The following is a 23,294-nucleotide window of genomic DNA, read 5'->3' as shown; positions in this document are numbered from 1 at the left end:
CATGCCAGAGGCCACGGATCTGGAGGAGCTGAAGCGGGGGACCGAGCTGGTCAAGCGCGGTTTCGCACAGATCGAGAAGGGCGGCGTGATCATGGACGTCGTCAACCGCGAGCAGGCCCGCATCGCGGAGGACGCCGGCGCGGTCGCCGTGATGGTGCTCGAACACGTCCCGGCGGACATCCGCAAGCGCGGCGGCGTCGCACGGATGCCCGACCCCGAGCGCGTCCCCGAGATCATCGACGAGGTGTCGATCCCGGTGATGGGGAAATCGCGGATTGGCCACCGCAAGGAGGCGGAGATCCTGGAGTCGCTCGGCGTCGACATGATCGACGAGTCGGAGGTGCTGACGCCCGCCGACGACGAGTACCACACCGACAAGCGCGACTTCACCTCCCCGTTCGTCTGCGGCGCCCGCAACCTCCCCGAGGCGCTCCGGCGGATCCGCGAGGGCGCGGCGATGATCCGGACGAAGGGCGAGGCCGGAACCGGCGACGTGAACCAGGCCGTCAAACACCAGCGCACCATCAAAAACCAGATCCGAACGCTCAGCGGTCTCAACTACGAGGAGCGCGAGAAGTGGGCCCGCGAGCACGGCGCACCCCGCAACCTGGTCCACGAGACGGCCGAGGCCGGGCGGCTCCCGGTCGTCAACTTCGCGGCCGGCGGTATCGCGACGCCCGCCGACGCCGCGCTGATGATGTATCACGGCTGCGACGGCATCTTCGTCGGCTCCGGCATCTTCGGCGCGGAGGACCCCGAGGCGATGGGCACCGCCATCGTCGAAGCCGTCAACAACTGGGACGACCCCGACGAGCTCGCTCGGATCGCGAGCGGCACCGGCAAGGGAATGAAGGGCCAGTCGAACGAGGATATGGAAGAGGAAGAGAAGCTCCAGGGCCGTGGCGTTTAAATAGGCGTTTTCAGCAGCGCAGCGACTCTTTATAACTGAAATTGCGGTGGCGCGTGCCTGCGAGGCCGCCTTGCGGCCGAGTAGCACGCGCGAGGGAGTCGCTGGCTCCCGGAGCGAAGCGGAGGGTGCCAGCGACGAGGCTGGGGAGGTGTGAGGTGCTGTGCGGCGCGGTGCGGGGTGGGACTCAAAGGGGCAGTCGCGAGGGGCGCAGTAGGCGACGTAAGCACCGCAGCGAGCGGAGCGAGCGAGGAGCGCAACGAGCGTACTGCGCCCCTCGCGACTGGGGCTTTGGAGGCGGTCAGCGCAGATCTCCGGTCAATTATTTATAAGTAATCGGCTTGGGCGTTAGCAGAGTTCTCTGCGATAGCGACTGCGCTCATCGAGACTCGTTCATATGCGTCGAAAGTCGACTAATGGCTACCCCGACCGCGTACCCGACGAGTCCGAGCACGACCGCGAACACCAGTCCGTATTTGACCCCGTATTCAAGTCCGCCGATCAACTCGGCGCGTGCGGATTCGTAGCGGTATCCCAACATTCGCGGGTGATTATACCGTGTCGACCCCGCCCAGTTACCGGTGACGTAACCGACGAGCGGCGGGAACGCGAACCACCAGAGACCGACGAGCCACAGCGAGCCGACGGTCGGGACGAGACCCGCGCCCGCGAGTCCCGCCGCGATTGCGATCCCGAGTGTTACCGCGATCCAGCCGAGGGAAAGCCCGACGTCCAGCCCGAGCGCGAAGCCGCCGGAAGCGAGCAGGAGGAGTCCGCCCACCGCCAGCGCGAGCAGCCCCCTTGCTGGGGAGGCGCCGACGACGTGCGGGGAGGAGCGAACACTTTCGAGGACCATAACCGTCAACTGAACCGCCGCGCGCAAAAGCCGTTTCGGGGGTTCCGGAGTCAGTCGGGTCTCGACGAGAACGTCCAAGCGAGGAAGTCGACGGGAGCGACGCTCATCGAACGTCGTCGTCGTACACCCACGCCCCGACGACCTCCTCGTCGCCGTCGCGACGCCAGCGGATCGTCACGATATCCGGAACCCGGATCGAGAGCTGTACCGCTTCCCCGTTGATCGCCTCGTCCGGTCCGAGGTCGTCGTCCAACTCCGCCCACGCGACGGTGTCGGACTCGCCCGCCTCGTAATCGACGCTGACGTTGGTGACGAACACGTCCGCGGCGCGGAGTTGCTCCGTCCCGCCGGTGTGTTCGATGGTCAGTCGGTTCGGCGCGTCGTCCGCGCCCTGGTAGTCGAACGCGAAGCAGGCGAACTCCTCGCAATCCGTCAGTTCGCGGTACCCGAGGGCGCCGAACCCGACCGCGCCCGCGCCGACGAGGAGGACGGCTCGCCGCTTTGGAGACATAACCTGCCTCGCGGAACGGCGACAATTAGGCGTTTGGGCGTTCGGATCCGTCGTTGTTGGCGGTTGCTTATAAATAGTTGCTGGCGGATCGGCGACGAACCTCTCCGAAGCCCCAGCCGCGAGGCCGTCGTACGCTCGCTGCGCTCCTCGCCCGGTCGCTCACTCCGTTCGCTCCCTCGCTCCGGTGCTTGCGTCGCCTACGACGGCCTCGCGGCTGCCCCTTCGAGTCCCGCCCCGCACCGCACGGCACAGCACCTCACGCCTCCCCAGCCTCGGCGGACGGCCCGGCGCGGGCAAAGCCGCGCCGGACCGCCGCCTCCCTCGCGGTCGGCTCGCGCCCTCCGGGCGCTCGCCGGCGCGCCGTTCGGCTTTTAAATAGTACGGGTCGAGAACGAGCGCGGCGTCGACCGCGGGGCGCCGCGAGGGCGAGACCGCCGAGAGCGGCAGCGCGGCCAGCGCGGGGCCGTGGTTCGTGTGCGCGTCGATAGTATGTCATCCACGCGACCCGAGTGGATGTTTCCGTCGACGACGGAATCAGAGGCCGTGTCGGCGGTTGACGACGGAACCGACCGAAATCGCTTTCGGCGAGCGACACGGCGCCGGCGTTCGGTGTTTCGGCAGGGACCGAGGCGTACCGGTTACGGATGCTTTTTCAACGGCCCGACGTAAGGGACGGTAATGAGTGAACGCGACACCGCGCGAGCGGGTGATCGGCGATGATGGGCGGCAACGACCAGCAGGCGTACGACCGCGGTACGTCGCTGTTCTCGCCGGACGGGCGCATCTATCAGGTCGAGTACGCCCGCGAGGCGGTCTCTCGCGGTGCGCCGAGCGTCGGCGTCCGGACGACGGACGGCGTCGTCTTCGTCGCGATGTCCCGCCCCTCCTCGTCGCTGATGGAGGCCGAGAGCATCGAGAAGCTCCACAAGCTTGACGACCACCTCGGCACCGCGAGCGCGGGCCACGTCGCCGACGCCCGCCAGCTGATCGACCTCGCGCGCCGCCAGTCGCAGGGGAACCGCCTCCGCTACGGCGAGCCGGTCGGCGTCGAGACGCTGACGAAGTTCGTCACCGACCACATCCAGGAGAACACCCAGCGCGGCGGCACCCGACCGTACGGCGCCGCCCTCCTCATCGGCGGCATCGACAACGGCGAGCCGCGCCTGTTCGCCGCCGACCCCTCGGGCACGCCCAACGAGTGGAAGGCGACCGTCATCGGCGGCGGTCGACAGGAAATTCAGGGCCACCTCGAAGAGGAGTGGCACGACGACCTCTCGCTGGAGGACGGCATCGAGCTCGCGGTCGCGGCGCTGGCCGCCCACGACGACGAGTTCGAGGCCTCGGACCTCGCGGTCGCGACCGTGACCGAGGCGGACGGTTTCCGGACGGTTCCGGTCGAGGAGGTCGAGACCGCGTTCGAGGCCGCCGGCCTGAACACGGACGACGAGGGTGACGCGGACGACGAGGCGGACGACGCCGAGTCCGACACCGAATCCGACGCGGACGACGAGTAGCGACCGCCTCTCGGAACCGCCGGCCTCGTCGACCGCACGGCGACCAACGATCGTCGGCGGCGTCGAACGCGCGGGATTGTATGTTGTACACACAATACTTTTGCCGACGGGGAGCCTCGTTTCTCGTGTAAAATGCCCGATTCGATGTCCGAACAGCTCCAACGGGACATGGAGTGCGAGGGGTTACTCGAGTGTTTCCACGGCCTGAAACAGTTGGACAAAGACTGTTATCAGGCGCTCGTGTCGGCCGACGAGGCGCTCACGATCGACGAGGTCGCCGAGCGCGTCGACCGCGAGCGCTCCACCGCCTACCGCGCGGTTCAGCGCCTCCTCAAGGCTGGATTCATCCAGAAAGAACAGATAAACTACGAGCAGGGCGGCTACTACCACGTGTACAGGCCGACGGACCCGTCGCAGATCGCCGACGACATGCAGCGGATGCTCAACGACTGGTACGCGAAGATGGGCCAACTCATCGGCGAGTTCGAGGAGAAGTACGACCGGCCCGAGCGCGCCGCCGCGGAGAGCTGACGCGAGCGACACGCGGTGTTACGTCGGTTCCCTCGCCGGCACCCGTCGATCACGACGAGCAGTACTGTACGGAGATGGCTATACTACGTCTCCGCCCGCGCGCCAAAGCGACCGAGCGCGGCACGGGGATCGGTGGCGTTAGGCCCTTGGAGTCCGCACGATCGGTATGGCAACGAGCGTCAGCGTTCGCTGTGACGACTGTTCGTACGAGGAGGCGTTCGACTCCCTCCGGCGAGCGCGGACGGCGCTGAACGAGCACGAGCGCGCGACCGGCCACGCGGTCGAGTGGGAGATCGGTTCGCTGGCCGGCGGCGTCGAGCGCGCCGGCGACGACGCGGGCGTGTGCGGCCGGGCGGCGTGTGCGAACCCCGACTCGCCGCTTCTCAACCACGACGCCGCACGCGACGTCGACTCGGACGACTGACAGCGCGGTCGACGCCGCTCACCGCGGGGAGGTCCGCGACGAGCATCGGCGGTCCGGCGGGTCCCCGCGTCGTCCGCGGCGGGGGTTTTTGTCTCCGCCGTTCGGAGCGGGAATCGATGTCACGAGAAGTTGTCTCACACCGCGACGGCCACGTGTACGAGTTCGGCCCGGAGATGGAACCGGTCTACGAGGCCGCCGACGGCGAGTCGCTGACGATCGAGACGGTCGACAGCCTGAACGGCGAGATCCAGGAGAACGACGACCTGCTCGACGCGATCCCCGAGGAGGTCAACGCCGCGACCGGGCCGATCGCGGTGGCGGGGACGAGTCCGGGCGACGTCCTCGCGGTGGAGATCGAGGACGTGTGCGTCGCCGAGGACCGCGGCCGCGTGCTCACCGCGCCCGGGTTCGGACTCCTCCAGGACGATCCGGAGATCGATCACCCCGCGACGCGGATCACCGATGTCGACGGCGGGGACGGTGTCAGCAGCGAATCGGGGACGATCGACTTCGAGGGGATCGACGTGCCCATCGAACCCGTTATCGGGACGATCGGGGTCGCCACGAGCGGCGAGACGGTGTCGACGCTCACGCCCGACGAACACGGCGGCAACCTCGACACGACCGACGTGACCGACGGGACGACCGTCTACTTCCCCGTCTTTCAGGAGGGCGCGATGCTGGCGATGGGCGACGCGAAGGCTGCGATGGCCGACGGCGAGATGTGCGGGACCGGCGCCGAGATCGCGGTCGAGATCGACGCGACGCTCTCCGTGGTCGAGGATCCGGCCGTCTCGCTGGACCGCCCCGTCGTCGACACCGGTGACGCGGTGAAGACGCTCGCGAGCGCGGAGACGCTGGAGGACGCGGTCGCGCTGGCGAACGGCGACATGCTGGACCTGCTGGCGCACCACCACGACTTCTCGCGCACCGAGGCGTACCTCTTTTCGAGCCTCGTCGGCGGGCTGGAGGTCAGTCAGGTGGTCGACCCGCAGGTGACGGCGCGGAACGCGGTGCCGAGCGAGTACCTCTCGCTGCCGTTCTGACCCGCGGACGCCGGGGATCCCGACGACGAACAGGTCGCGTTGGCGTTCGGACGTCAGCGCTCCGACCGCTCGGCGAACCGACGCGCGGCGTCGCTCAAGCCGGAGTCGGTCGCCGTGTCGGTCTCGGCGGCATCGGTCTCGGCGGCACCGGTCTCGTCAGCTTCGATGGCGGTTTTCGACGCGGTCCGCTCGCGGTCCGAGTCGGGAGCGTCGCCCTCGGCGACCGCGTCACCGTCCCCGACGAACGACGACCCGTCTCCGCTGCCCTCGTCGGCGGACGCGGTGATGCCCGCCTCACCCGAGTCGGTGACCTCGGAAGGGTCGGCGTCCGGCGGGTAGCTCAGCTCGGCGGGCGGGACGAAGGCGGTCTCGACGGCGCGGACGATCTCGTCGATCTGCTCCTCCTCTAACCGGTCGGCGTACGCCTCGCGGACGAGATCCGGGACCGCGTAGGCGTAGTGCCCGCGGCCGGCGTGGCGGATGAGTCCCGCCCGACGGATCGGTCGGTGGCGGCTGTAGGCGTGCCCGGAATCGCCGTCGCCGCCGGCGTCGATGTGGGCCGCGACGGGGTCGCTCGCGCCCTCGCGGCGGTAGTGGCGGAGCATCCCGCGAGAGAGCTCCGGGAGCGCCTCGATCCGCGAGCGGAGCTCCTCGATCACCGCCTCCCGGGTACCGAGTTCGATCGCGTCGTCGAACCGGAGCGCGCTCTCGGCCACGTCGTCGCGGGTGACGGGGTCGACGTCGTCCGGTGGGCCTGCCTCGTCCTCGGCCGCGGGGTCGACGGCTGGGGAGTCGGCAGATGCGGTTTCGGGGTCGACGTCGCCGGCGTCCGAGGGGGTTTCCCCGTCGGCCGCCGCGGAGGCCGCGTCGACCTCGGCGCCGCCGTCGGCGGACGAGGGGTCAGGTCCGCTCTCGCTCTCCTCGGTCGCGGCGACAGCCTCGTCGTACGACTTGAGGACGGACTGGTCGTCGTTGCGCCCGTCCTCGCCGGCGCCGGCGCTCTTGAGTCGTTCGGCGCCGGCCGGCGGTCGCCCGCCGCCGCCCCGGTAGGGGGCCTCCGCTTTGCCGAGGAGCGCCTGCGCGAACTGGTCGGCCATGTTGCTCAGGTCGCGGGCCTCCTCCAGCTCGCGTTCGAGGTCGGCGATCCGCTGGTCCTTCTTGTCGAGTTCCTGTTTGAGGTCGGCGAGTTCGGACTCGCGGCGCTCCTGCTCGTCGGAGATGGACTGGAGTTCGCCGACGAGGTCGCTGGAGACCGACTTCAGTTCCGGGCGCTCGAAGTCGTCGAGTCCGGGGGTCGCGCCCGCGTCGAACGTCTGCTTGCGGTGGAACTGGATCCGGCGGATCGACTCGTCCCAGTCGGACATCAGGAACGCCTCGCCGTCGCCGAGGTCCTCGACCGCGCTCGCGTATTTCGACCCGAGAATCCGGCCGACGACCTTCGTGTCGTTGTCCCAGGTGAGCCGGTGCCAGCAGAGCCAGTCGCACTGGGTGATGAAGTCCTTCTTCACGTCGGCGGGGCGCTGGCTGATCCCGACGATGCCGAGACCGTGCTTCCGGCCGCGCTTGCCCACCTTGATCAGCATCTTGCCCGTCTCGTCCATCCCGCCGCCCTCGGGGATGTACTCGTGGCACTCCTCGATGACGAGCAGGAAGGGTTTCTTCATGCGCTTCTCCTTCGCGAACAGCTGCTTGACGACCGCCAAGAGCAGCTCGTTGGCGGTGTCCTCCTCGAGGTAGCCGGAGACGTCGAGGATGATCGGGACGTTCTGCTCCAAGGCGAGGTTCGCGAGTTTCTCGGCGTGTTCGGGGGAGACGACGATGTCGCACTCGTCGTCGGCACCGGCGTGGAGGATCTCGTACTCCTCCTTCAAGCCGTAATACTCGCCGTCTGTGTCGACGATGAGAACCGGGAAGCCGCTGTCGAGCAGGTTCTCAATGACGACGGACGCGGTGTTGCTCTTGCCGGACCCGCTTTTTCCGGTAATAAAGGACCGGCCGGTGAGCACGTCGACGACCGGAAGTTCGACCGGAGAGCCGGGTTCCGCCGTCGCGTCGCCGCCGATCCCCTCGCTGACGTCCGCGACGTGGATCGTCTCCTCCTCGCTCATACCCGAGAGAGGTGGCGCCCGCCTCATAAACCATCGCCTCGCTCCTCGTCGGTCACCGTCGGTCGCCTCGGCCGCAAGCGGGGACGGGTGGTCCGCGGGCGGTCCGCGAGTGGTCCGCGGGTGGACCGCGAGTGGTCCGCGAGCGAGTCGCGTTCCGAGGTCCGCAAGACGTATGCCGTCTCCGGGAGTCCGGCCACGCATGGCCCCCGAAGACACCCTCCGCAATGCGGTCATCGGCGCGGTCGCGTCGGTCCTGCTCACCTTTACCGGCATCTCTCCGCTCCTCGGCGGCGCCGTCGCCGGGTACTTAAATAGCGACGGCACCGCCGACAGCGGCGACGGACTCCGCGTCGGCGCGCTCTCCGGATTCATCGCGTCGGTCCCGATCGCTGGCCTGCTGTTGCTCGTGCTGGTCCTGTTCCCCTTCTTCGGCTTCTTCGGGTTCCCGATCGAGTTCAGCCTCGTCGCCGGGAGTCTCTTCGTGTTCGGCGCTATCGCAGTGGTGGCCAGCACGGCCTACACCGTCGTGTTGAGCGCTCTCGGCGGCCTGCTCGGCGTGTACCTGAAAGAAGAGCTGTAGAGGCGGTCGTCGAAGTCGGGTTCGTGACCGTGTCGGCGGTGAAGGCTCTGAATCTCCGGTCGCTCGATACTACGCGAGTGACTGTGGATCGGCGGTGACGCCTCCAAAGCCCCAGTCGCGAGGCTGGCGCACGCTCGCTGCGGTCCTCGGTCGCTCGCGCTGCTCGCTTCCTGCGGTCCTTACATCGCCTGCGCCAGCCTCGCGACTGCCCCTTTGAGTCCCGCCCCGCACAGCACCGCACCTCACACCTCCCCAGCCTCGTCGCTGGCGCCAGCGGCGCCAGCGACTCCCTCGCGCGTGCTCCTCGCGCCCTTCGGGCGCTCAGAGGCACGCGCCACCGCAGTACGTCACTTAACAGAGAAGGACAGAAATCGGTGCGCGACCCCAGCGGAGACGCCTCAGTGCTCGCCGCCGGTCCCGCGCCGGTCGGAGTCGAGGTCGATGTCGAGGTCGTCGAGCAGTTTCTCGGCCTCCTCGCGTTTCTCCTGATGGTCTTCGAGGAACTCGCGCATGAGTTCGGCGGCCTGCTCCTTACAGCCACCACAGAGGCGCTCGCCGTTGACGCACTCGGAGTAGACGGTCTTGGTCAGCTCGTCGTCGTCGCCCGCGAGCAGGTAGGCGTACAGCTCGTAGACGGGGCACTCGTCGGCCTCGCCGCCGAGTTCGCGCTGCTCGTCGGCTGTGTCGCGGCCGCCCGTGGTCGCCGCCTTCACCTTGTCGTAGCCGTCCTCGGGGTCGTCGAGCAGCGAGATGTGGCTCGCGGGGATCGAGGAGGACATCTTCCCGCCGGTGAGCCCGGTCATGAAGCGGTGGTAGATCGAGGAGGGCTGCCGGAAGCCGAACCCGTCGTGGTCGATTTCGACCTCCCGCGCGACCGACTCGGCCTCGTCGCGAGTGAGGTCGAACGCGTCGACGTGGCCCTCGAACACGCGCTTCTCACCGTCGACCGCCTCGATCAGCGCCTCGAACGCCTCGTCGGTCGCGTTCCGGTCGAAGAAGCGGACGCGGGGACGAAGCGGCTCCTTCCCGCCGGCGCGGAGCTTGTCGAGGGCGCTGGATTTGGCGGCCGCGAGGTCGACGCTCTCGCGGTCGCTCTCCGGCGGCTCGTAGTCGGCGAGCCAGTCGGCGGCGTCCTCGCAGCGAACGTCGCTTTCTGAATCCGCGGCATCCGGTGCGAGCGCGTCGTAGGCGGCCCGCACCAGCTGCCGCTCGTCGTCGTCCAGCTCGAAGGAGGCGAACGCCTCGGTCACCTTGAAGTAGCGCACGCGGGTCGCGAGGTCGCGGGTGAGCCGGACGTGCGGGTCCTGATCCGGACCGACCGGGATCACCGTGGGTTTCGGCTCGTCCACGAGCTGCGGGTAGAGGATGTCCGCGGTCTGGGTGACGACGCTTTGCATGTGCGAGATGTTCGTCTCGCCGTCGAAGCCGTAGATCGCCTCGAACTCCGAGAAGTTCGCCTTCGAGCCGAGTTCGAAGCCGAGGTCCTGCACCGCGCGGTTGTCGGACTGGCGGTACAGCTCGCCCTCCTCGGCGTCGAAGCCGAGCGCGAGCAGCGAGAGGAGGTAGTTGCGCGCGTGCTCGTCGATCTCGTCCCACGACATCCCTCTGGCAGAGTGCGCCTCGAGGTCGGCGATGAGTCCGAACGCGTCGCCGCCCATCTCCTGATGCCAGATGATCTCGTCGAACACGAGCTTGTGGCCGATGTGCGGGTCGCCGGTGGGCATGAACCCCGACAGCGCCGCGAACGGCTCGTCGTTCGCCATCGCCTCGGCGACCGCGTCGTACTCGCGGTGCCCGAAGATGACGCCCCGGCGCATCAGATAGTGCGGGTCCGGCACGTCGTCGTCGACCTCGTCGAACGCCTCGATGCCGAACTCCTCGAAGAGGTCCGCGTAGTCCCCGACCGACGCCGACCCCCACGGGTCGAGCGCGACGTCCTCGGTCGGCTCGTCCGCGCGCTCGGTCCCGCCGTCCGTCCGGAGGGGCGTCGACGACCCGCGGGCGCCGGCGGACTCGCGTCCGTCGCCGCCCGGCGTCGCCCCCTCAGGGGTGTCCTCGTCCATACCACCTCTCCCGTCGGTCGACGCAAAAACCGTTCGCTTGCGCGGGAGCGCTTGCCACGGGCGACGGTCCGACACGACCGCGCGGGGTCGGCGTCACTCCGCGTGCGGCACCAGCCGCGTCGCGGTCGCCTTCCACCGGATCGACACCGGGTCGCCGGAAGCGAGGCCGAGCCGGTCGATGCTCTCGGCGGTGATCAGCGCAGCGACCTCGGTGTCGAAGTCACCCGGCGCGCTCCCGTCGCCGGCGCGACTCCCGTCGGTCGCTTCGACCGCGATTCGGACCGTCGACACCGTCTCGCCGGGGTCGATCCCCGCGACGCGTCCGGCGAGGCGGTTCCGAGCGCTCGTCGCGTCGGGGTCGACCGCGTTGGCCGCGTCGTTGACGGTGACGGCGTCGGCCCCGATCCGGACTTGAACCGCGTCGCCAGCGGTCACCCCGTCGCTCTCGGCGGCCTCAGTACCTCTGGCCTCGCCGTCGCCGGTCCCGCCGTGAAGTCCGGAGATCTCACCGACCGAGGTGTCGACGACCGCGAGCTCCCCGTCGATGGCGGTCACGGTGCCGTCGAGGACGGTCTCCGGTACCGCCGCGGTCGCCGCGAGGACGGCCTGGAGCCGGTCGTAGCGGTCGAGGAGGCCGCGACCCGAGGCGGTGAGACGGCTCCCGCCGCCGCCCTCGCCGCCCCGCCGCCGCTCGACGATCGTCCCGTAGGCGTCCTCCAGCGCCTCGATCCGCGAGAGGGCGCGGGCGCGCGACCGACCGAGTTCCGAGGCCGCGCCCGCGACCGACCCCGCCGCGTCGACCGCGCGCAATAGGGCCGCGTCGCGGCCGTCGAACTCGATCCCGTCCTCGATGAGCGCGGCACGCCCGCGACCCGCGGCCGCGTCCGGACCGGGTTCGGTCGGCTCTTCCATGTCGGAAGATGAGCCGGGGTCGTGTTGGCGTTTTCGCCCCGTCCGCCGCGCGTAAGCTATATGTGAGACCGACCCACCGTTGTATCTATGCCGATACAACGACGCCGGCTCCTGACGGCGCTCGGCGCCGGGGCGCTCGCGAGCGCGGCCGGCTGCTCGGCGGTCGGGGGCAGTGAGGGGGGCGGCGACGGCGGGAGCGCGGTTGGAGTCGCCGGCGAGACGCTGACGCTCACGACGACGACGAGCACATACGACACGGGGCTGCTCGACGCCATCCACGGAGAGTTCGAGGAGCTGTACGGCGTGAGCGTCGACGCGATCCCGAACGGGACGGGCGCGGCCCTCCGGACGGCTCGCGACGGCAACGCCGACGTGGTGATGGTCCACGCCCGCGGGCTGGAAGACGAGTTCCTGCGGAACGGGTACGGGATCAACCGCCGCGACCTGATGTTCAACGACTTCGTGATCGTCGGTCCGGAGAGCGACCCGGCGGGAATTCAGGGGACGAGTTCGGCGACCGAGGCGCTCACCGCAATCGCCGAGGCGGAGGCCGCCTTCGTCTCGCGCGGCGACAACTCCGGGACCCACACCAAGGAGCTGAACCTCTGGGAGGCGGCCGGGACGGAACCGGGCGGGGACTGGTACCAGGAGACCGGCTCCGGAATGGGCGAGGCGCTGAACATCGCGACCCAGCAGGGCGCGTACACGCTCTCGGACCGCGGGACCTTCATCTCGCAGCGCTCGGAGGTCGACCTCGCGATTCTCGTCCAGGGACCGATCGAGGACGGCCCGGAGATCCTCGCGAACCCGTACGGGATCATGGCCGTCAACCCCGGCGTCCACGAGGACGCCAACTACGACCTCGCGATGGCGTACATCGGCTGGATCACCAGCCCCGGCGTCCAAGACGCCGTCTCGGAGTACCGGGTGAACGGCGAGCAGCTGTTCTTCCCGCGGGCGGTCTCCGAGGACCCGGACTTCCAGCAGTACGTTCCGGAAGGGTGGAGTAGCGAGGGCGACGACGCGTAGCCGTGCCGATCGAACCGACCGTTCAGGTGGTCCCGACGCTGTTCGAACCGATCGTTCAGCTGGGTCCGACGCTGTTCGAACCGATCGTTCAGCTGGGTCCGACGCTGTTCGAACCGACCGCACGGCTGGTCCCGGCGCTGCTCGACGCGGCCGCACGACCCACGGCGTCCCTCCTCGACGTCTCGTTCAGGGACGGGTACGTCGGGAGCGTCATCGCCGTCTCGCTGTACGTGAGCCTCACCGCGGTCGCGTTGAGCGCGCTCGTCAGCGTGCCGGCCGCCGTCGCGATCGGACTCGCGGAGTTCCCGGGCAAGGGGTTCGTGAAGTCGGTCGTCAACACCGGGATGGGGTTCCCCAGCGTCGTCGTCGGACTGGTCGTGCTGTTCGCGGTCTCCAACCAGGGACCGCTCGGGTCGCTGAACCTCGTGTTCACCCGCGAGGCGATGATCGTGTCGCAGTTCGTCCTCGCGACGCCGCCGATCACGGCGATCAGCCTCGCGGCCGTGAGCGGCGTGGACGACGGGGTCCGCGACGCGGCCCGCGTCCTCGGCGGGACGCGCGTCGACGTGGCCCTGGTCGTGATCAAGGAGGCCCGCTACGGGATCGCGACCGCGGTGCTGGCCGGGTTCGGCCGCGCGGTGAGCGAGGTCGGTTCCGTCCTCATCGTCGGCGGGAACATCACGAGCGCCGACGGGGTCTCGAAGACGCGCACGCTGACGACAGCCATCCAGCTCGAAGCGCGGCAGGGGCAGTACGAGACCGCATTGGTGCTCGGCGCCGTGCTCGTCGCGCTCGTGTTGGTCGTCAACGCCGTCGTCGTCCGCTTCGGCGACCGGGGGGTGGCGGGCTGATGCTCCGAAGTGGTGGCCGACCGATGCTCCGGGAGGTGACGGACTGATGCTCCGCGCGAGGAACGTGTCGCGGTCGTACGGCGACGAGACGGTGTTCCGCGACCTCTCGATCGACGTCGACGCGGGCGAGGTCGTCGCGATTATCGGTCCCTCCGGCGTCGGCAAGACGACGCTGCTCCGGGCGCTCGCGCTCTCCGCGGAGCCGGACGAGGGGACCGTCGCACTCGACGGGACCGACGCGTGGGCGGTCGACGAGACCGAGCGCCTCGCGCTGCGGCGCCGCGTCGGGATGGTATTCCAGGAGGCGAGCCTCTTCGGCGGGTCGGTCGCGCGCAACGTTGAGTACGGACTCCGAGTCCGCCGCTCGTGGAGCGACCGGCTCGCCTCGATGCTCCACCTGAACGGCGCCGCCGACGCGGTCGAGGAGTCCCTGGAGGTCGTGGGGCTGGCCGACAAGACGAGCCAGCCCGTCGAGTCGCTGTCGGGCGGCGAGGCCCAGCGCGTGTCGTTCGCCCGCGCGCTGGCGTACGAACCCGACGCCCTGCTGCTCGACGAACCCACCTCGGACCTGGACCCGCGCAACACCGCCGTCATCGAGGACGCGGTCGACGAGGCGAAATCGAGGGGGATCGGGGTCGCGCTCGCGACCCACGACATGCATCAGGCCGAGCGGGTCGCGGACCGCGTCGCGGTGCTGCTCGACGACGGGATCACGGAGATGGGACCGACCGAGGAGATCTTCGAGAACCCCGAAAACGAGCGCACCCGGAAGTTCATCTCGGGCGAACTGGTGTACTAAGTCGTGTCGAGGGGACGCGGGAGACCGGTCGGAGTCCGGCGACGATGCGGCATTTAAATGCGTGTGAGCGGTGAGCCGGCAACGCTCCCGAAGCGTTTTGCGCTTGGGTGGGATAGTAGAGCATATGGCAAGGGCCGATCCGGGTGATACGGACTCCCCTGACAGAGAGATCCGGTTACTGAAGAATCCGGACGGACAGTGGACCGCTCGCGATCTTCGCGTCGGTGTAACTGCGCAGGGAGAGAGTCGGGATGCCGCGCTCGACAACCTCGATGCAGTCGTCGACGCGGTCGAAGGCGATGGGGGTCGCGCACCGACGGACGACGAAATCCGTGAGCTCGGCGTCGATCCCGAAGTCGCTCGGACACAAGACGATGAACTCCCTGACGCGTTACAGTAGCGATGGTGACCCGAGATTTTTCGGGTGAGGACGTGTACAAAGTACTAGTGAACGTCGGCGGGTTCCGGCACGTCCGCACCACCGGGGATCACCTGATTCTGCGCTGGGATCCACCGGAAAGCCACGAGGATACGGAGAGTCGCGTCGTGACCGTCCCGGCACATGACTCCATCAGCATCGGGACGCTCCACGATATCGCCGACGACGCCGGAGCGAACGACTTCGAGACGTTCTGCAAGTGGATCGCCGCGAACCGGTGACGGCCGACCCGAGTCAGGTCATTCGTGGTTCGGTTCCCTGTGGATCGGCTCAGACGTCGAAGTCGAGTTCGACCGCGTCGCCCGCGTCGACGTCGCCCGGATCGACCGAGTTCTCGTCGGCCGCGAACCCCGTGTGGAGGTGCTCGTAGGTGCGCTCTATCGCCTCCACGATCACTTTCGTGTCGCCGGTGACGGGCATGAAGTTCGTGTCGCCGCTCCACCGCGGGACGACGTGCGTGTGGAGGTGGTCGATCGAGCCGCCGGCCGCGTCGCCGCCGAGGTTCTGGCCGGTGTTGACGCCGTCGGGGTCCAGATCGCGCCGCAGCGCCGCGAGCGTCGCCGCCTTCAGCCTCGCGTGGTCGAGGAGGGTCGCGTCGTCGAGGTCGGTCGGGTCCTCGACGTGTGCGTCCGGGATCACCATCGCGTGGCCGGGGTTGTACGGCGCGTTGTTGAGCAGGACGTAGTTGCGCTCGCTGCGGGCGACGATCCGCGACTCACGGTCGTCCTCGCGCTCGGGGAGCACGCAGAACGGGCAGCCGTCGATCGGGTCGGCGTCGCGCTCGACCCACTCGATCCGCCACGGCGCGAAGATCCGGTCCATCAGTCGTCGAAGCCGTGGATCCCCGCGGTCGTCACCTCGACGCCGTCGTCGGTGACGAGCAGGGTGTGTTCCGCCTGGCTCACGAGGGCGTCGTCGTCCTCCTTTAAGACGGGGTACCCCTTGATCGCGTTCGCCTGCTTCAGCCGGCGGAGCGCCATCTCTGCGCGGTCCGTCTCCAGCCACCGCGCCGCGAACGGGAGGTCGTCGAACGCCTCGATCTCTTCGAGGGCCTGCCGCGCGCGCCGGTCGCGCACGCTCGCGGACCCCTGCTGTTCGAAGATCTGCTCTTCGGTCCCCTCGCCGACCTTCCCGCGCCCGTCGGTGGCGAACGGCTCGATCGCGACCGCCTGTCCCGGTTCGAGTTCAACGGATCGGTCGACGCCGCGGTTCGGCACCGTCGGCCCGGTGTGGGCGTCGTAGCGCTCGACGCCGTGGCCGGAGAGGTTGAGGACGGGCGTGTAGCCGTACCCGCGGATCACGTCCTCGATCGCCTGTCCCACGACGCCGACCTCGACGCCCGGGCCGGCCTCGTCGAGCGCGGCTTCGAGGGCCATCTCCGCAGCCTCGACGAGTTCGGGGGTCCCGCTGTGGTCGACCGTCACCGCGGCGTCGGCGATGTAGCCGTCGACGTGGACGCCGACGTCGAGACACACCATCTCCTCGCCGAACTCCGTCTCGTCGTCGCGGCCGGGCGTCGCGTGCGACGCCTCCGGGTCGACGCTGATGTTCACCGGAAAGGCGAGACCGGCGCCCTGCTCGCGGACGAAGTCCTCGGTCCACTCGGCGACTTCGAGGTGGGTCCGTCCCGGCTCGACCATCTCGCGGGCCTCGTTCATCGCCTCCACCAGCACCGCACCGGCCTCGCGGTAGCTCTCGACCGCGTCCGCGTCCAAGGATCCGTGACTCATGGACTCAGATTCGGCGACCGCGCGCAAAGAGGTTGCGGAGGGCGGTCGCAACGCTCCGGATCCGGCGAGGGCGACGGTGCCGATCCGCCGCCGGTCAGGCGGGCGTGATCTCGACGTACCACTCGTCTTCGGCCGGGTTCGCCGTCTCGTGGGCGTACCCGCGCTCCGCCAACACGTCGTACAGCGGCACCGGCTCGAAGCTGTTCACCAGACAGAGCGACTCCCCGTCGTCGAGACCGTCGAGCGCGGCCATGATGTCGCCGAAGGGTTCGCCGTCGATCTCGCGGGCGTCCAGCCGCTCGTCCGCGTCGTCGAATGGATCGGCGCTCATGGATCGGCGGTCGCGTCCCGCGGTAGTATAGTTCCTCCCGAAAGCGTTCGGGAGGTCCGTTCGAGCTGGGCGTGCGCTCGAACATGTTCGCTCGAAGACGTAGGAGGCTTGGGCGCGTACCGAGGGATATGTCGAGTACACCCTCGGATCACGGCCACGACCACGACCACGGCGCGGACCCGGTGACCGACCACGTCCACGAGAACTCGTGGTCCGCGAACCTCGAAGGCCCCGAACACGCCGAGGACCGCGACCTCCTCGTGCGGCAGGCGATCGAGGCGGTCGAGCACACGGCCGCGGGCAACCACGTCAACCTCGTCACCCACGGCGACCACGGCCACCCGGAGGAGTACCTCTTCGAGGCGCTCGAATCCCAACTCGGCGGCGACATCGACCCGGAGTACGTCGAGCAGTGCGGCTGCGGCGGCCACGTCGTTCGCGTCGACGTCTAAGCGGATTCAATCGTTTTCGCTGGCCGCTCGCGGGAGCCACATCCGCACCACCGTGCCGGTCGGCTCACGGGTGTCGATCTCGAGGTCGCCGCCGGACTCCGTGACGATCCAGTGGACGAGCCAGAGACCCAGCCCGCTCGCATGTTCGAGCGCCGTCTCCCGGGCCTCCGAGAACACCGCCCGCTCGACCGGCGGGATCCCCGGCCCGTCGTCGGCCACGTCGATCCGGAAGCGGTCGCCGTCGGCGACGACGCTCGCCTCCACGTGCGGGTCGTCGCCGTCGTTGTGGACGACCGCGTTCTCCAACACGTTCCGGACCGCCGACTCCAGGAGTTCGTCCGCCGAGACGACCGCCGACTCCGGGGCGGTCACCGTCACCGTCGCCCGCGGGAACGACGACTCCAGCGAGTCGCAGAGGCGGTCGACGAGCGCGGCCAGATCTATCTCGGTCCGGCCCGCGTCGCTGTGGAGCGCGACGTCGATCTCTCGGGCCTGATCGCTGAGGTGGGTCAGCGTCTTGACCTTCCGGTCGATGATGTCGAGATACTGCTGGCCCTCCTCGTCGACGTGGTCGCGGAGCAGGTCCGCGTACCCGCCGATGACGTTGGTGTCGTTCTTGAGGTCGTGGCGCAGCACGCGGTTCAACACCTGAAGCCGCTGTTCGTACCGTCGGGCCTCGGTGACGTCGGTGGCAGTGATGACGACCTCGCGAGCGTCTTCGAACAGGCGTTCGATCACCGTCTCGAACTGACGCCAACTGCCGTCGGCGCGGGCGATCCGGTGCGTGATCGACTCCGGCTCCGGGCCGTCGAAGGCGCGCTCGAACGCCCGCTGTGCCTCGCGTCGGTCCTCGGGATGGACCAGATCGATGACCGGTCGCCCCTCCACCTCGCTTGTCCGATGGCCGAGCAGCCGCTCTATCGACGGGCTCACGTACCGGAGGAGACCGTCGTCGCCGCAGACCGCGATCACGTTCGGGGACTTCTCGATGAGCGCGCGGTAGCGCCGCTGAAGCGTCTCCCGCTCGGTGACGTCGCGGAACAGGAGCACCGTCCCGCTGCGGGCCGCCCCCGGCGCGGTGATGTCGTGGACGTCGACGGTCAGGAACCGCGGCGCGCCGCCCCCGTCGACCGTCACGTGGAACTCGTCGTCGGCCGCCCCGTCCGCGACCGCGTCGGCGACCGCCGGGGCGTCGGCGAACGCCTCGTCGGCGTGGACGCCGAGTTCGGCGTCGGGGAACAGCGACCGGGCGGGGTCGTTGCGGTCGACCACGCGGCCCTCGGCGTCGCAGACGACGACGCCGTCTGAGAGGTTCGCGAACACCGCGTCGCGGGCGATCGGCGAGACGTCGAGCAGCCGATAGCGGAACACGACCCACGCCAGCAGCGCCGAGGTCCCGCTGAACGCGATCGGGGTGAAGTCGACGAGACCGGTCTCGGGACCGATCGCGCCGGCGATGCCGGCCGCGCCCAGCGCCAGCGGCGCGACGCCGGCGACGAAGAGGATCGCGGCCTGTCGGCGGAACACGCCGTCGCGGGTCGCCGCGGCGTAGCCGAGGACGGCGAAGGTGAACAGGTTGACCGCGTAGGTGTAGCCGACGAACCCGAGCAGCGCGGGCGTCGGCGCGTAGTCAAGGACGCGGTAGCCGCCGGCGTCGACGAGCGACGGAGCGAGATAAAAGAGCGGGTCCACCCCGACGGTCCAGACGGCGACGACGACCGCGGCGGGGACGAGCCAGAAGAGCGCGAAGCGGCGCCGACCGAGCCACGCGGTCCGGTCGACGTACGAGAGGACGAAGGCGGGCCACGCGACCGCCAGCCCGGCGGTGCCGAGCCAGACGAAGCGGTTGAAGTACAGCGTGGTCTCCAGCGAGGCGGCCGACAGCTGTGCCGCGTACGCCAGCGACCAGACGCCGGCGGTGCCCGCGACGCCGACGAAGCTCCACAGGAGGGGGTTGCCGCCGCGGGATCGGTTACCGACCGCGTAGACGGAGAAGGCGAACGACGCGACGGCCGCCACAAGCAACGGAGCCGTGTACGGCGTCGGTTGCCACGCCATCGATACCGATAGGTTGCGAGTAGTCCCTAAAAAGGGACCGAATCCCCTAACCCGTTCGAGGAGAGTCGATCCGTATGCTCGAACCGGGCGACTCCGCACCCGAGATCACGCTCACCGACCACCGCGGCGAGACCGTCACCGTCGACCCGGCCGCGGCCGCTCACACGGTGGTGTACTTCTACCCGCGCGCCGATACGCCCGGCTGCACCGCCGAGGCGTGTGCCTTCCGCGACGAGTGGGACGCGTTCGAGGACGCGGGGATCGCCGTCGTCGGGATCAGCGACGACCCCGTCGAGGACCTCGAACCGTTCGCCGCGGAGTACGACCTCCCCTTCACCCTGCTCTCGGACCCCGACGGCGAGGTGTCGAGCGCGTACGACTCCTACGGCGAAAAGCAGATGTTCGGGAACACCTTCGACGGCGTGTTCCGGAACACGTACGTCCTCGACGGCGAGGGCACCGTCGTCCTCGCGTACGAGGGCGTCTCCCCTGAGGACCACGCCGTCGAGATACTCGACGACATTGCCGCGCTCGAGGACTGACCGGGGATCGATCGACGGCGGGACCACCATCGCCGGCCGCCACCCGGTAGTATTATTACTTGTCACGATTCACCTGAAACGATGCCCTCCAAACGAGCGTTTGCGAAGCGCGTAGCGGCGCTCGCAGCGACCGGGCTGGGAGTCGCCGGACCGATCGATGCCTTGACCTCCGAGCCGCCGCCCGACGCGACCCTCGCCGTCGAATCGGCCGCGACCCGAGCCGACTCAAACGGCGACGAGACGGCGAGCGACCGCGCCGACGCGGGGTCCGGCGGGCCGCGCTCCGCGGTCGCCGCCGGAACCTACGACCCGGCCGCGACCGCGTCCGGCGCCGTCGACACCGTCGTGACGGCCCGGATCGATCCGCCGGTCCTGACGGCCACCGGTCTCCCGAGCGGGATCGGATTCCGGGTCCGTCGGCTCCTCGACCGATACGAGAGCGTGTCGATTGGTGGCCTCCGACAGGCGACCGGCGGCGCCGCGCTCACCGCGGACGGGCCGGAGGGGTGCGCGGTCGCGGTCGGCGACGTCGACGCGGCCGCGCTCGCCGCGGAGCTCGACGCGGACCCCGACGTGGTCCGCGAGGGCGAGGACGACTCCGAGTTCTCCCGGTTCCGAGCGCGGAGCCTCGGGTCGGCAGTCGCCGTGGCACCGGGAGAGCTCGTGGCCGCGTACGGCCCGACGCCCGCCGTCGCCGCGACGCACCGCGACGCGGGGATCGACGGCGAGAAGCGGCGGCGGGCGGGCGCGACCGCGAGCTACGGGCCGCTCCCCTCGCTGCTCGGCGGTGACGCGACGGTGTGCGTCGACCTCGGGTCTGACGCCCGCGATCACCTGCGGGACCTGCTTGCCGACGCGCCGGACGAGCTCCGCACCGCGCTCGACGCGTCGGGCGCGGTCGGGGCGTCGCTCCGCGTGACCGACGAGGGGTCTGGGAGCGGAGACACGGTCCCGGACGGCGACGCGAACGCTGACGCCGACGCGCCGAGCGTCGCGCTACGGTACGGCGCGGTCGCGGACCCCCGACGCCTCGACAGGGAGACGGCCGAAGCGATCGCGCGGGCGGCCCGCGAGGGCGAGACCTCCCTTTCGGACGCGACCGTCGCCCGACACGGGCGGACCGTGATCGTCGACGCCGCCGCCGAGAGCGATTCTATTCGCCTCCCACGCCTCGCTGTTCGGCGCGGCCGTCGGCGACCCGATCGAGGTGGCCGACGCGTGAGCGACGGCGACGACCGCGACGGAGACGCAGACGCATCGACGAGCAACCGACGCGCGAGCGAACCCACGATGACGACGCTACAACACACGACGCTACAACACGCGACGCGACGACTGCGGAATCGAACGAGGGCGACTCGATGAGCTCCGAGGATCCGCCTTCGAGGACACCGGACGAATCGACGGACGACGCGGAGGTCGCGACGGACGACCGATCGACCGCCACGCGATCGGCGCCGAGCGCCGGGCGGTCGAGCGGGGACGACGCGGACGCGACGCTCCTCGACCGCGTCGAGACCCGACACGCGGTCGGCGTTGCGGCGGTCCTCGCGATCGCCGCGGGCCTGCTCGTCGCGCCCGGCGTGTACGGGGCGGTGACCGGTCCCGACGGGACGGTCGCCGTGGTCGAGATCGACGGCAGCATCGACTCGGCGACGGCCCAACACGTCGAGGACAACCTCCGCGACGCCCGGACGAACGACTCGATCGAGGCGGTCGTCCTCGAAGTCAACAGCGGCGGCGGCCTGCCAGCACAGAGCGAGCGGATGTACGCCGCGGTCGACCGCACCGCGTCGGTGATGCCGGTGTACGCCGCCGTCGACACGCTCGGCGCGTCGGGCGCCTACCTCGCGATCGCGCCCGCCGACCGGATCTACGTCGCTCCCTCCGCGCAGGCGGTCGGCAGCGTCGGGGTCGCCGGCACCGCGCCGGCCCCGAACGGCCCGAACGCGGGGACGACCGGACCGGACAAGTCCGGCAGCGATCCGGACACCCAGCGCGAGCGCCGACAGACGCTCGCGAACCTCTTCATCGAGAACGTGATCGAACAGCGCGGCGACGAGATCGAACTCGACCGCGAGGCGATCGCGCACGCCGACGCGTACCTCGGCACCGAGGCGGTCGAGAACGGCTTCGCCGACGAGTTCGGCTTCGTCGACGGCGCGGTCGCCGACGCCGCTGCCGAGGCGGAAATCGACGACTACGAGGTCGACACGCGCCGCACCGAAAGCCCCGTGCCGACCAGCATCCCGCTGTTGGAGCGCGACGACGGGACGGTCGTCGTCGCCGACGGCTCCGAGGAGGAACTCGGCGACGGACTTGTCCTCGCGGTCGCGCCGGAGGCGTGGGACGAGACCGTCGGCGACGACGTCGTCATGACGAGCTACACCGGGCGCTTGCCCGCGGACGGCGACGCGGCGGACGCGGAGACGACGGCCGGTGGCGACGGAGACGCGACGACCGACGACGCGGCCGCGGAGAACGGGGGTGACGGCGAATGAGCGTCGACCTGCGAACGACGGTCGGCGCGTTCGCGCTGGTCTTCCTCGCGGTCGTCGGCGTCGCCGCCGTCGGCGGGGTCGTCCTCGACGACGCGCCGCCCGAGACGGAGTCGGTCGCGGATGACCACTGGCAGGCGGACGAGGTCGAACCGGAGACGGTGAGCGAGGGCGGCGAGGTCGAGATGGAGAGCACCGAGTCGTCCAACACCGTCGTCGTCCATCTCGGCGGCGCGACGGCCGGAGTCGGCGGCGGCACGTCGATCCTACCGATCGAAGACGGCGACACGCCCGCGGAAGCGGACATCGGGTCGCTCGGCGGCGTCCAGCGCGGCGTCGCGCCGCTCACCGCGGCGCTCGTCGAGAACGGCCACGAGGTCCGGTTCTACGGCGGGGCGGCGACCGCGGAGCCGCTGTCGTCGATGCTCTCGGACGCGGACGCGTTCGTCACCACGAGTCCCGGCGCGCTGTCGGCGACCGACGCCGACACGGTCGAGTCGTTCGTCGACGGCGGCGGCCGGACGCTCGTCACGAGCGATCCCGGCGGCGCCGGCGCGCTCACCGACTTCGGCTCGCCGTTCGGCGTCTACGGCGAGGCGGGCTACGTGTACGACATGGAGAACAACGACGCGAACTACCTCAGCGTGCTCGTCGAGCCGACCGGGGCGGGGTCGCTGACGGAGGGCGTCGAGGAGGTCGTCCTCCGCGGCGCCGCGCCGATCGGCGCCGCCGGCGACTCGGCGACGCTCGCCACCGCGGAGACGTCGCGGCTGTCGACGACCCGGGAGGCCGGCTCCTACGACGTCGCGGTCCGAAGCGACTCGCTCGCGGTGGTTGGAGACTCGAGCTTCCTCGAACCGGAGAACGCCGGCCGCGCCGACAACGGCGTCCTGATCGGTAACGTCGCGGACTTCCTCGTGACGGGACCGAACCCCGACGTGTCGTTCGGACCGGCGACCGGCACGGGCGGCGCGGTCCCGCCGGGAACGACGGTCCCGCCGGGAGGGACCACGACGCCGACCGAGCCGACCGACCCGTCCGAGAACGAAACGGACCCGTCCGGGAACGCGACCGCGTAACCGGTTCGCGCCCCGGCGCAACGCCGACTTTTCT

25 protein-coding genes and 1 pseudogene are annotated in these 23,294 nt (G+C 69.9%); 17 read left to right on the top strand and 9 right to left on the bottom strand.

From position 1 onward, the window contains the following. The first annotated feature begins 1 nt into the window (after nt 1). Entirely contained in the window at nt 2–910 is a 909-nt protein-coding gene (pdxS, locus tag ACODNG_RS12185; protein ID WP_434521526.1) for a pyridoxal 5'-phosphate synthase lyase subunit PdxS, read from the top strand. 376 nt (nt 911–1,286) lie between these two features. On the opposite strand, the gene ACODNG_RS12180 is transcribed toward pdxS, so the two are convergent. Both ACODNG_RS12180 and ACODNG_RS12175 read right to left on the bottom strand, forming a co-directional pair. Continuing rightward, nucleotides 1,287–1,763: a hypothetical protein gene (locus ACODNG_RS12180; protein ID WP_434521525.1), complete on the bottom strand. Its 477-nt coding sequence runs from the start codon at nt 1,761–1,763 to the stop codon at nt 1,287–1,289. Nucleotides 1,764–1,866: 103 nt separating this feature from the next. Beyond that, nucleotides 1,867–2,274, bottom strand: a complete 408-nt coding sequence (locus ACODNG_RS12175) for a hypothetical protein (RefSeq protein ID WP_434521524.1) — start codon at nt 2,272–2,274, stop codon at nt 1,867–1,869. 716 nt (nt 2,275–2,990) lie between these two features. Between ACODNG_RS12175 and psmA the strand changes: the two genes are divergently transcribed. The 4 genes from psmA to ACODNG_RS12155 all read left to right on the top strand — a co-directional run bounded on the left by psmA (nt 2,991) and on the right by ACODNG_RS12155 (nt 5,789). After that, the gene (gene psmA / locus ACODNG_RS12170; RefSeq protein ID WP_434521523.1) at nt 2,991–3,788 is read left to right on the top strand and encodes an archaeal proteasome endopeptidase complex subunit alpha; all 798 of its coding nucleotides are present in this window, start codon (nt 2,991–2,993) and stop codon (nt 3,786–3,788) included. A gap of 132 nt (nt 3,789–3,920) precedes the next feature. Further along, entirely contained in the window at nt 3,921–4,319 is a 399-nt protein-coding gene (locus ACODNG_RS12165) for a helix-turn-helix domain-containing protein (protein ID WP_434521522.1), read from the top strand. A gap of 166 nt (nt 4,320–4,485) precedes the next feature. Next, nucleotides 4,486–4,743 carry a DUF7542 family protein gene (locus tag ACODNG_RS12160; RefSeq protein ID WP_210113314.1) on the top strand — a complete coding sequence of 86 codons (258 nt, stop codon included), beginning with the start codon at nt 4,486–4,488 and terminating at the stop codon, nt 4,741–4,743. 116 nt (nt 4,744–4,859) lie between these two features. Then, nucleotides 4,860–5,789, top strand: coding sequence for an acetamidase/formamidase family protein (locus ACODNG_RS12155; protein ID WP_434521521.1), 930 nt, complete (start codon nt 4,860–4,862; stop codon nt 5,787–5,789). A 53-nt stretch (nt 5,790–5,842) separates the two neighbouring features. Here the strand turns inward: ACODNG_RS12155 and ACODNG_RS12150 are convergent, their stop codons facing one another. Continuing rightward, nucleotides 5,843–7,897 carry a helicase HerA domain-containing protein gene (locus ACODNG_RS12150; RefSeq protein ID WP_434521520.1) on the bottom strand — a complete coding sequence of 685 codons (2,055 nt, stop codon included), beginning with the start codon at nt 7,895–7,897 and terminating at the stop codon, nt 5,843–5,845. A 199-nt stretch (nt 7,898–8,096) separates the two neighbouring features. Here ACODNG_RS12150 and ACODNG_RS12145 point away from each other — a divergent pair, with 199 nt between their 5' ends. Then, nucleotides 8,097–8,477, top strand: coding sequence for a DUF5518 domain-containing protein (locus tag ACODNG_RS12145; protein WP_434521519.1), 381 nt, complete (start codon nt 8,097–8,099; stop codon nt 8,475–8,477). Nucleotides 8,478–8,875: 398 nt separating this feature from the next. On the opposite strand, the gene ACODNG_RS12140 is transcribed toward ACODNG_RS12145, so the two are convergent. Further along, entirely contained in the window at nt 8,876–10,540 is a 1,665-nt protein-coding gene (locus ACODNG_RS12140) for a tryptophan--tRNA ligase (protein ID WP_434521518.1), read from the bottom strand. A 93-nt stretch (nt 10,541–10,633) separates the two neighbouring features. After that, a complete protein-coding gene (locus tag ACODNG_RS12135) occupies nt 10,634–11,452 on the bottom strand; it encodes a TOBE domain-containing protein (RefSeq protein ID WP_434521517.1) in 819 nt (272 codons plus the stop codon). Between the two features lie 87 nt (nt 11,453–11,539). On the opposite strand from ACODNG_RS12135, the gene ACODNG_RS12130 reads away from it, so the two are divergent. From ACODNG_RS12130 to ACODNG_RS12110, 5 genes are all read left to right on the top strand, one after another. Further along, nucleotides 11,540–12,481, top strand: coding sequence for a substrate-binding domain-containing protein (locus ACODNG_RS12130; protein WP_434521516.1), 942 nt, complete (start codon nt 11,540–11,542; stop codon nt 12,479–12,481). A 137-nt stretch (nt 12,482–12,618) separates the two neighbouring features. After that, nucleotides 12,619–13,332 carry an ABC transporter permease gene (locus ACODNG_RS12125; protein WP_434523096.1) on the top strand — a complete coding sequence of 238 codons (714 nt, stop codon included), beginning with the start codon at nt 12,619–12,621 and terminating at the stop codon, nt 13,330–13,332. A gap of 46 nt (nt 13,333–13,378) precedes the next feature. Next, nucleotides 13,379–14,131 carry an amino acid ABC transporter ATP-binding protein gene (locus tag ACODNG_RS12120; RefSeq protein ID WP_434521515.1) on the top strand — a complete coding sequence of 251 codons (753 nt, stop codon included), beginning with the start codon at nt 13,379–13,381 and terminating at the stop codon, nt 14,129–14,131. Nucleotides 14,132–14,255: 124 nt separating this feature from the next. Beyond that, a complete protein-coding gene (locus tag ACODNG_RS12115; protein ID WP_434521514.1) occupies nt 14,256–14,531 on the top strand; it encodes a type II toxin-antitoxin system HicB family antitoxin in 276 nt (91 codons plus the stop codon). A gap of 2 nt (nt 14,532–14,533) precedes the next feature. Then, the gene (locus tag ACODNG_RS12110) at nt 14,534–14,791 is read left to right on the top strand and encodes a type II toxin-antitoxin system HicA family toxin (RefSeq protein ID WP_434521513.1); all 258 of its coding nucleotides are present in this window, start codon (nt 14,534–14,536) and stop codon (nt 14,789–14,791) included. 49 nt (nt 14,792–14,840) lie between these two features. Here ACODNG_RS12110 and ACODNG_RS12105 read toward each other — a convergent pair whose 3' ends face one another. The 3 genes from ACODNG_RS12105 to ACODNG_RS12095 form a co-directional block, all read right to left on the bottom strand. Then, nucleotides 14,841–15,392 carry an HIT family protein gene (locus tag ACODNG_RS12105; RefSeq protein ID WP_434521512.1) on the bottom strand — a complete coding sequence of 184 codons (552 nt, stop codon included), beginning with the start codon at nt 15,390–15,392 and terminating at the stop codon, nt 14,841–14,843. Next, entirely contained in the window at nt 15,392–16,300 is a 909-nt protein-coding gene (gene map, locus ACODNG_RS12100; protein ID WP_434521511.1) for a type II methionyl aminopeptidase, read from the bottom strand. The genes ACODNG_RS12105 and map overlap by 1 nt, the downstream gene beginning before the upstream one ends. A 94-nt stretch (nt 16,301–16,394) precedes the next feature. Beyond that, nucleotides 16,395–16,631 (bottom strand): DUF2249 domain-containing protein, encoded by a 237-nt coding sequence (locus tag ACODNG_RS12095; RefSeq protein ID WP_434521510.1) that lies wholly within the window; start codon nt 16,629–16,631, stop codon nt 16,395–16,397. Nucleotides 16,632–16,759: 128 nt separating this feature from the next. Between ACODNG_RS12095 and ACODNG_RS12090 the strand changes: the two genes are divergently transcribed. Continuing rightward, the gene (locus ACODNG_RS12090) at nt 16,760–17,083 is read left to right on the top strand and encodes a CGCGG family putative rSAM-modified RiPP protein (protein ID WP_434521509.1); all 324 of its coding nucleotides are present in this window, start codon (nt 16,760–16,762) and stop codon (nt 17,081–17,083) included. Between the two features lie 6 nt (nt 17,084–17,089). On the opposite strand, the gene ACODNG_RS12085 is transcribed toward ACODNG_RS12090, so the two are convergent. Beyond that, on the bottom strand, nt 17,090–19,141 hold the full coding sequence (locus ACODNG_RS12085; RefSeq protein WP_434521508.1) for a histidine kinase N-terminal 7TM domain-containing protein: 2,052 nt from the start codon (nt 19,139–19,141) through the stop codon (nt 17,090–17,092). A 74-nt stretch (nt 19,142–19,215) separates the two neighbouring features. Between ACODNG_RS12085 and ACODNG_RS12080 the strand changes: the two genes are divergently transcribed. The 5 genes and pseudogenes from ACODNG_RS12080 (at nt 19,216) to ACODNG_RS12060 (ending at nt 23,260) form a co-directional block, all read left to right on the top strand. Beyond that, nucleotides 19,216–19,683: a peroxiredoxin gene (locus tag ACODNG_RS12080; protein ID WP_434521507.1), complete on the top strand. Its 468-nt coding sequence runs from the start codon at nt 19,216–19,218 to the stop codon at nt 19,681–19,683. Nucleotides 19,684–19,764: 81 nt separating this feature from the next. Further along, a pseudogene (locus tag ACODNG_RS12075) lies at nt 19,765–20,905 on the top strand (hypothetical protein). Continuing rightward, complete coding sequence (locus ACODNG_RS12070) at nt 20,902–21,048, top strand: hypothetical protein (protein WP_434521506.1); 147 nt, start codon at nt 20,902–20,904, stop codon at nt 21,046–21,048. Before ACODNG_RS12075 ends, ACODNG_RS12070 begins: the two are co-directional and overlap by 4 nt. Then, nucleotides 21,045–22,184: a S49 family peptidase gene (locus ACODNG_RS12065; protein ID WP_434521505.1), complete on the top strand. Its 1,140-nt coding sequence runs from the start codon at nt 21,045–21,047 to the stop codon at nt 22,182–22,184. The genes ACODNG_RS12070 and ACODNG_RS12065 overlap by 4 nt, the downstream gene beginning before the upstream one ends. Beyond that, nucleotides 22,181–23,260, top strand: coding sequence for a hypothetical protein (locus ACODNG_RS12060; protein ID WP_434521504.1), 1,080 nt, complete (start codon nt 22,181–22,183; stop codon nt 23,258–23,260). Before ACODNG_RS12065 ends, ACODNG_RS12060 begins: the two co-directional genes overlap by 4 nt. Nucleotides 23,261–23,294 lie beyond the last annotated feature (34 nt).

The sequence above is a fragment of the Halorubrum sp. AS12 genome (genome assembly GCF_051122765.1).
GTDB lineage: Archaea > Halobacteriota > Halobacteria > Halobacteriales > Haloferacaceae > Halorubrum > Halorubrum trapanicum.
This window is presented reverse-complemented; position numbering and strand designations above follow the sequence as displayed.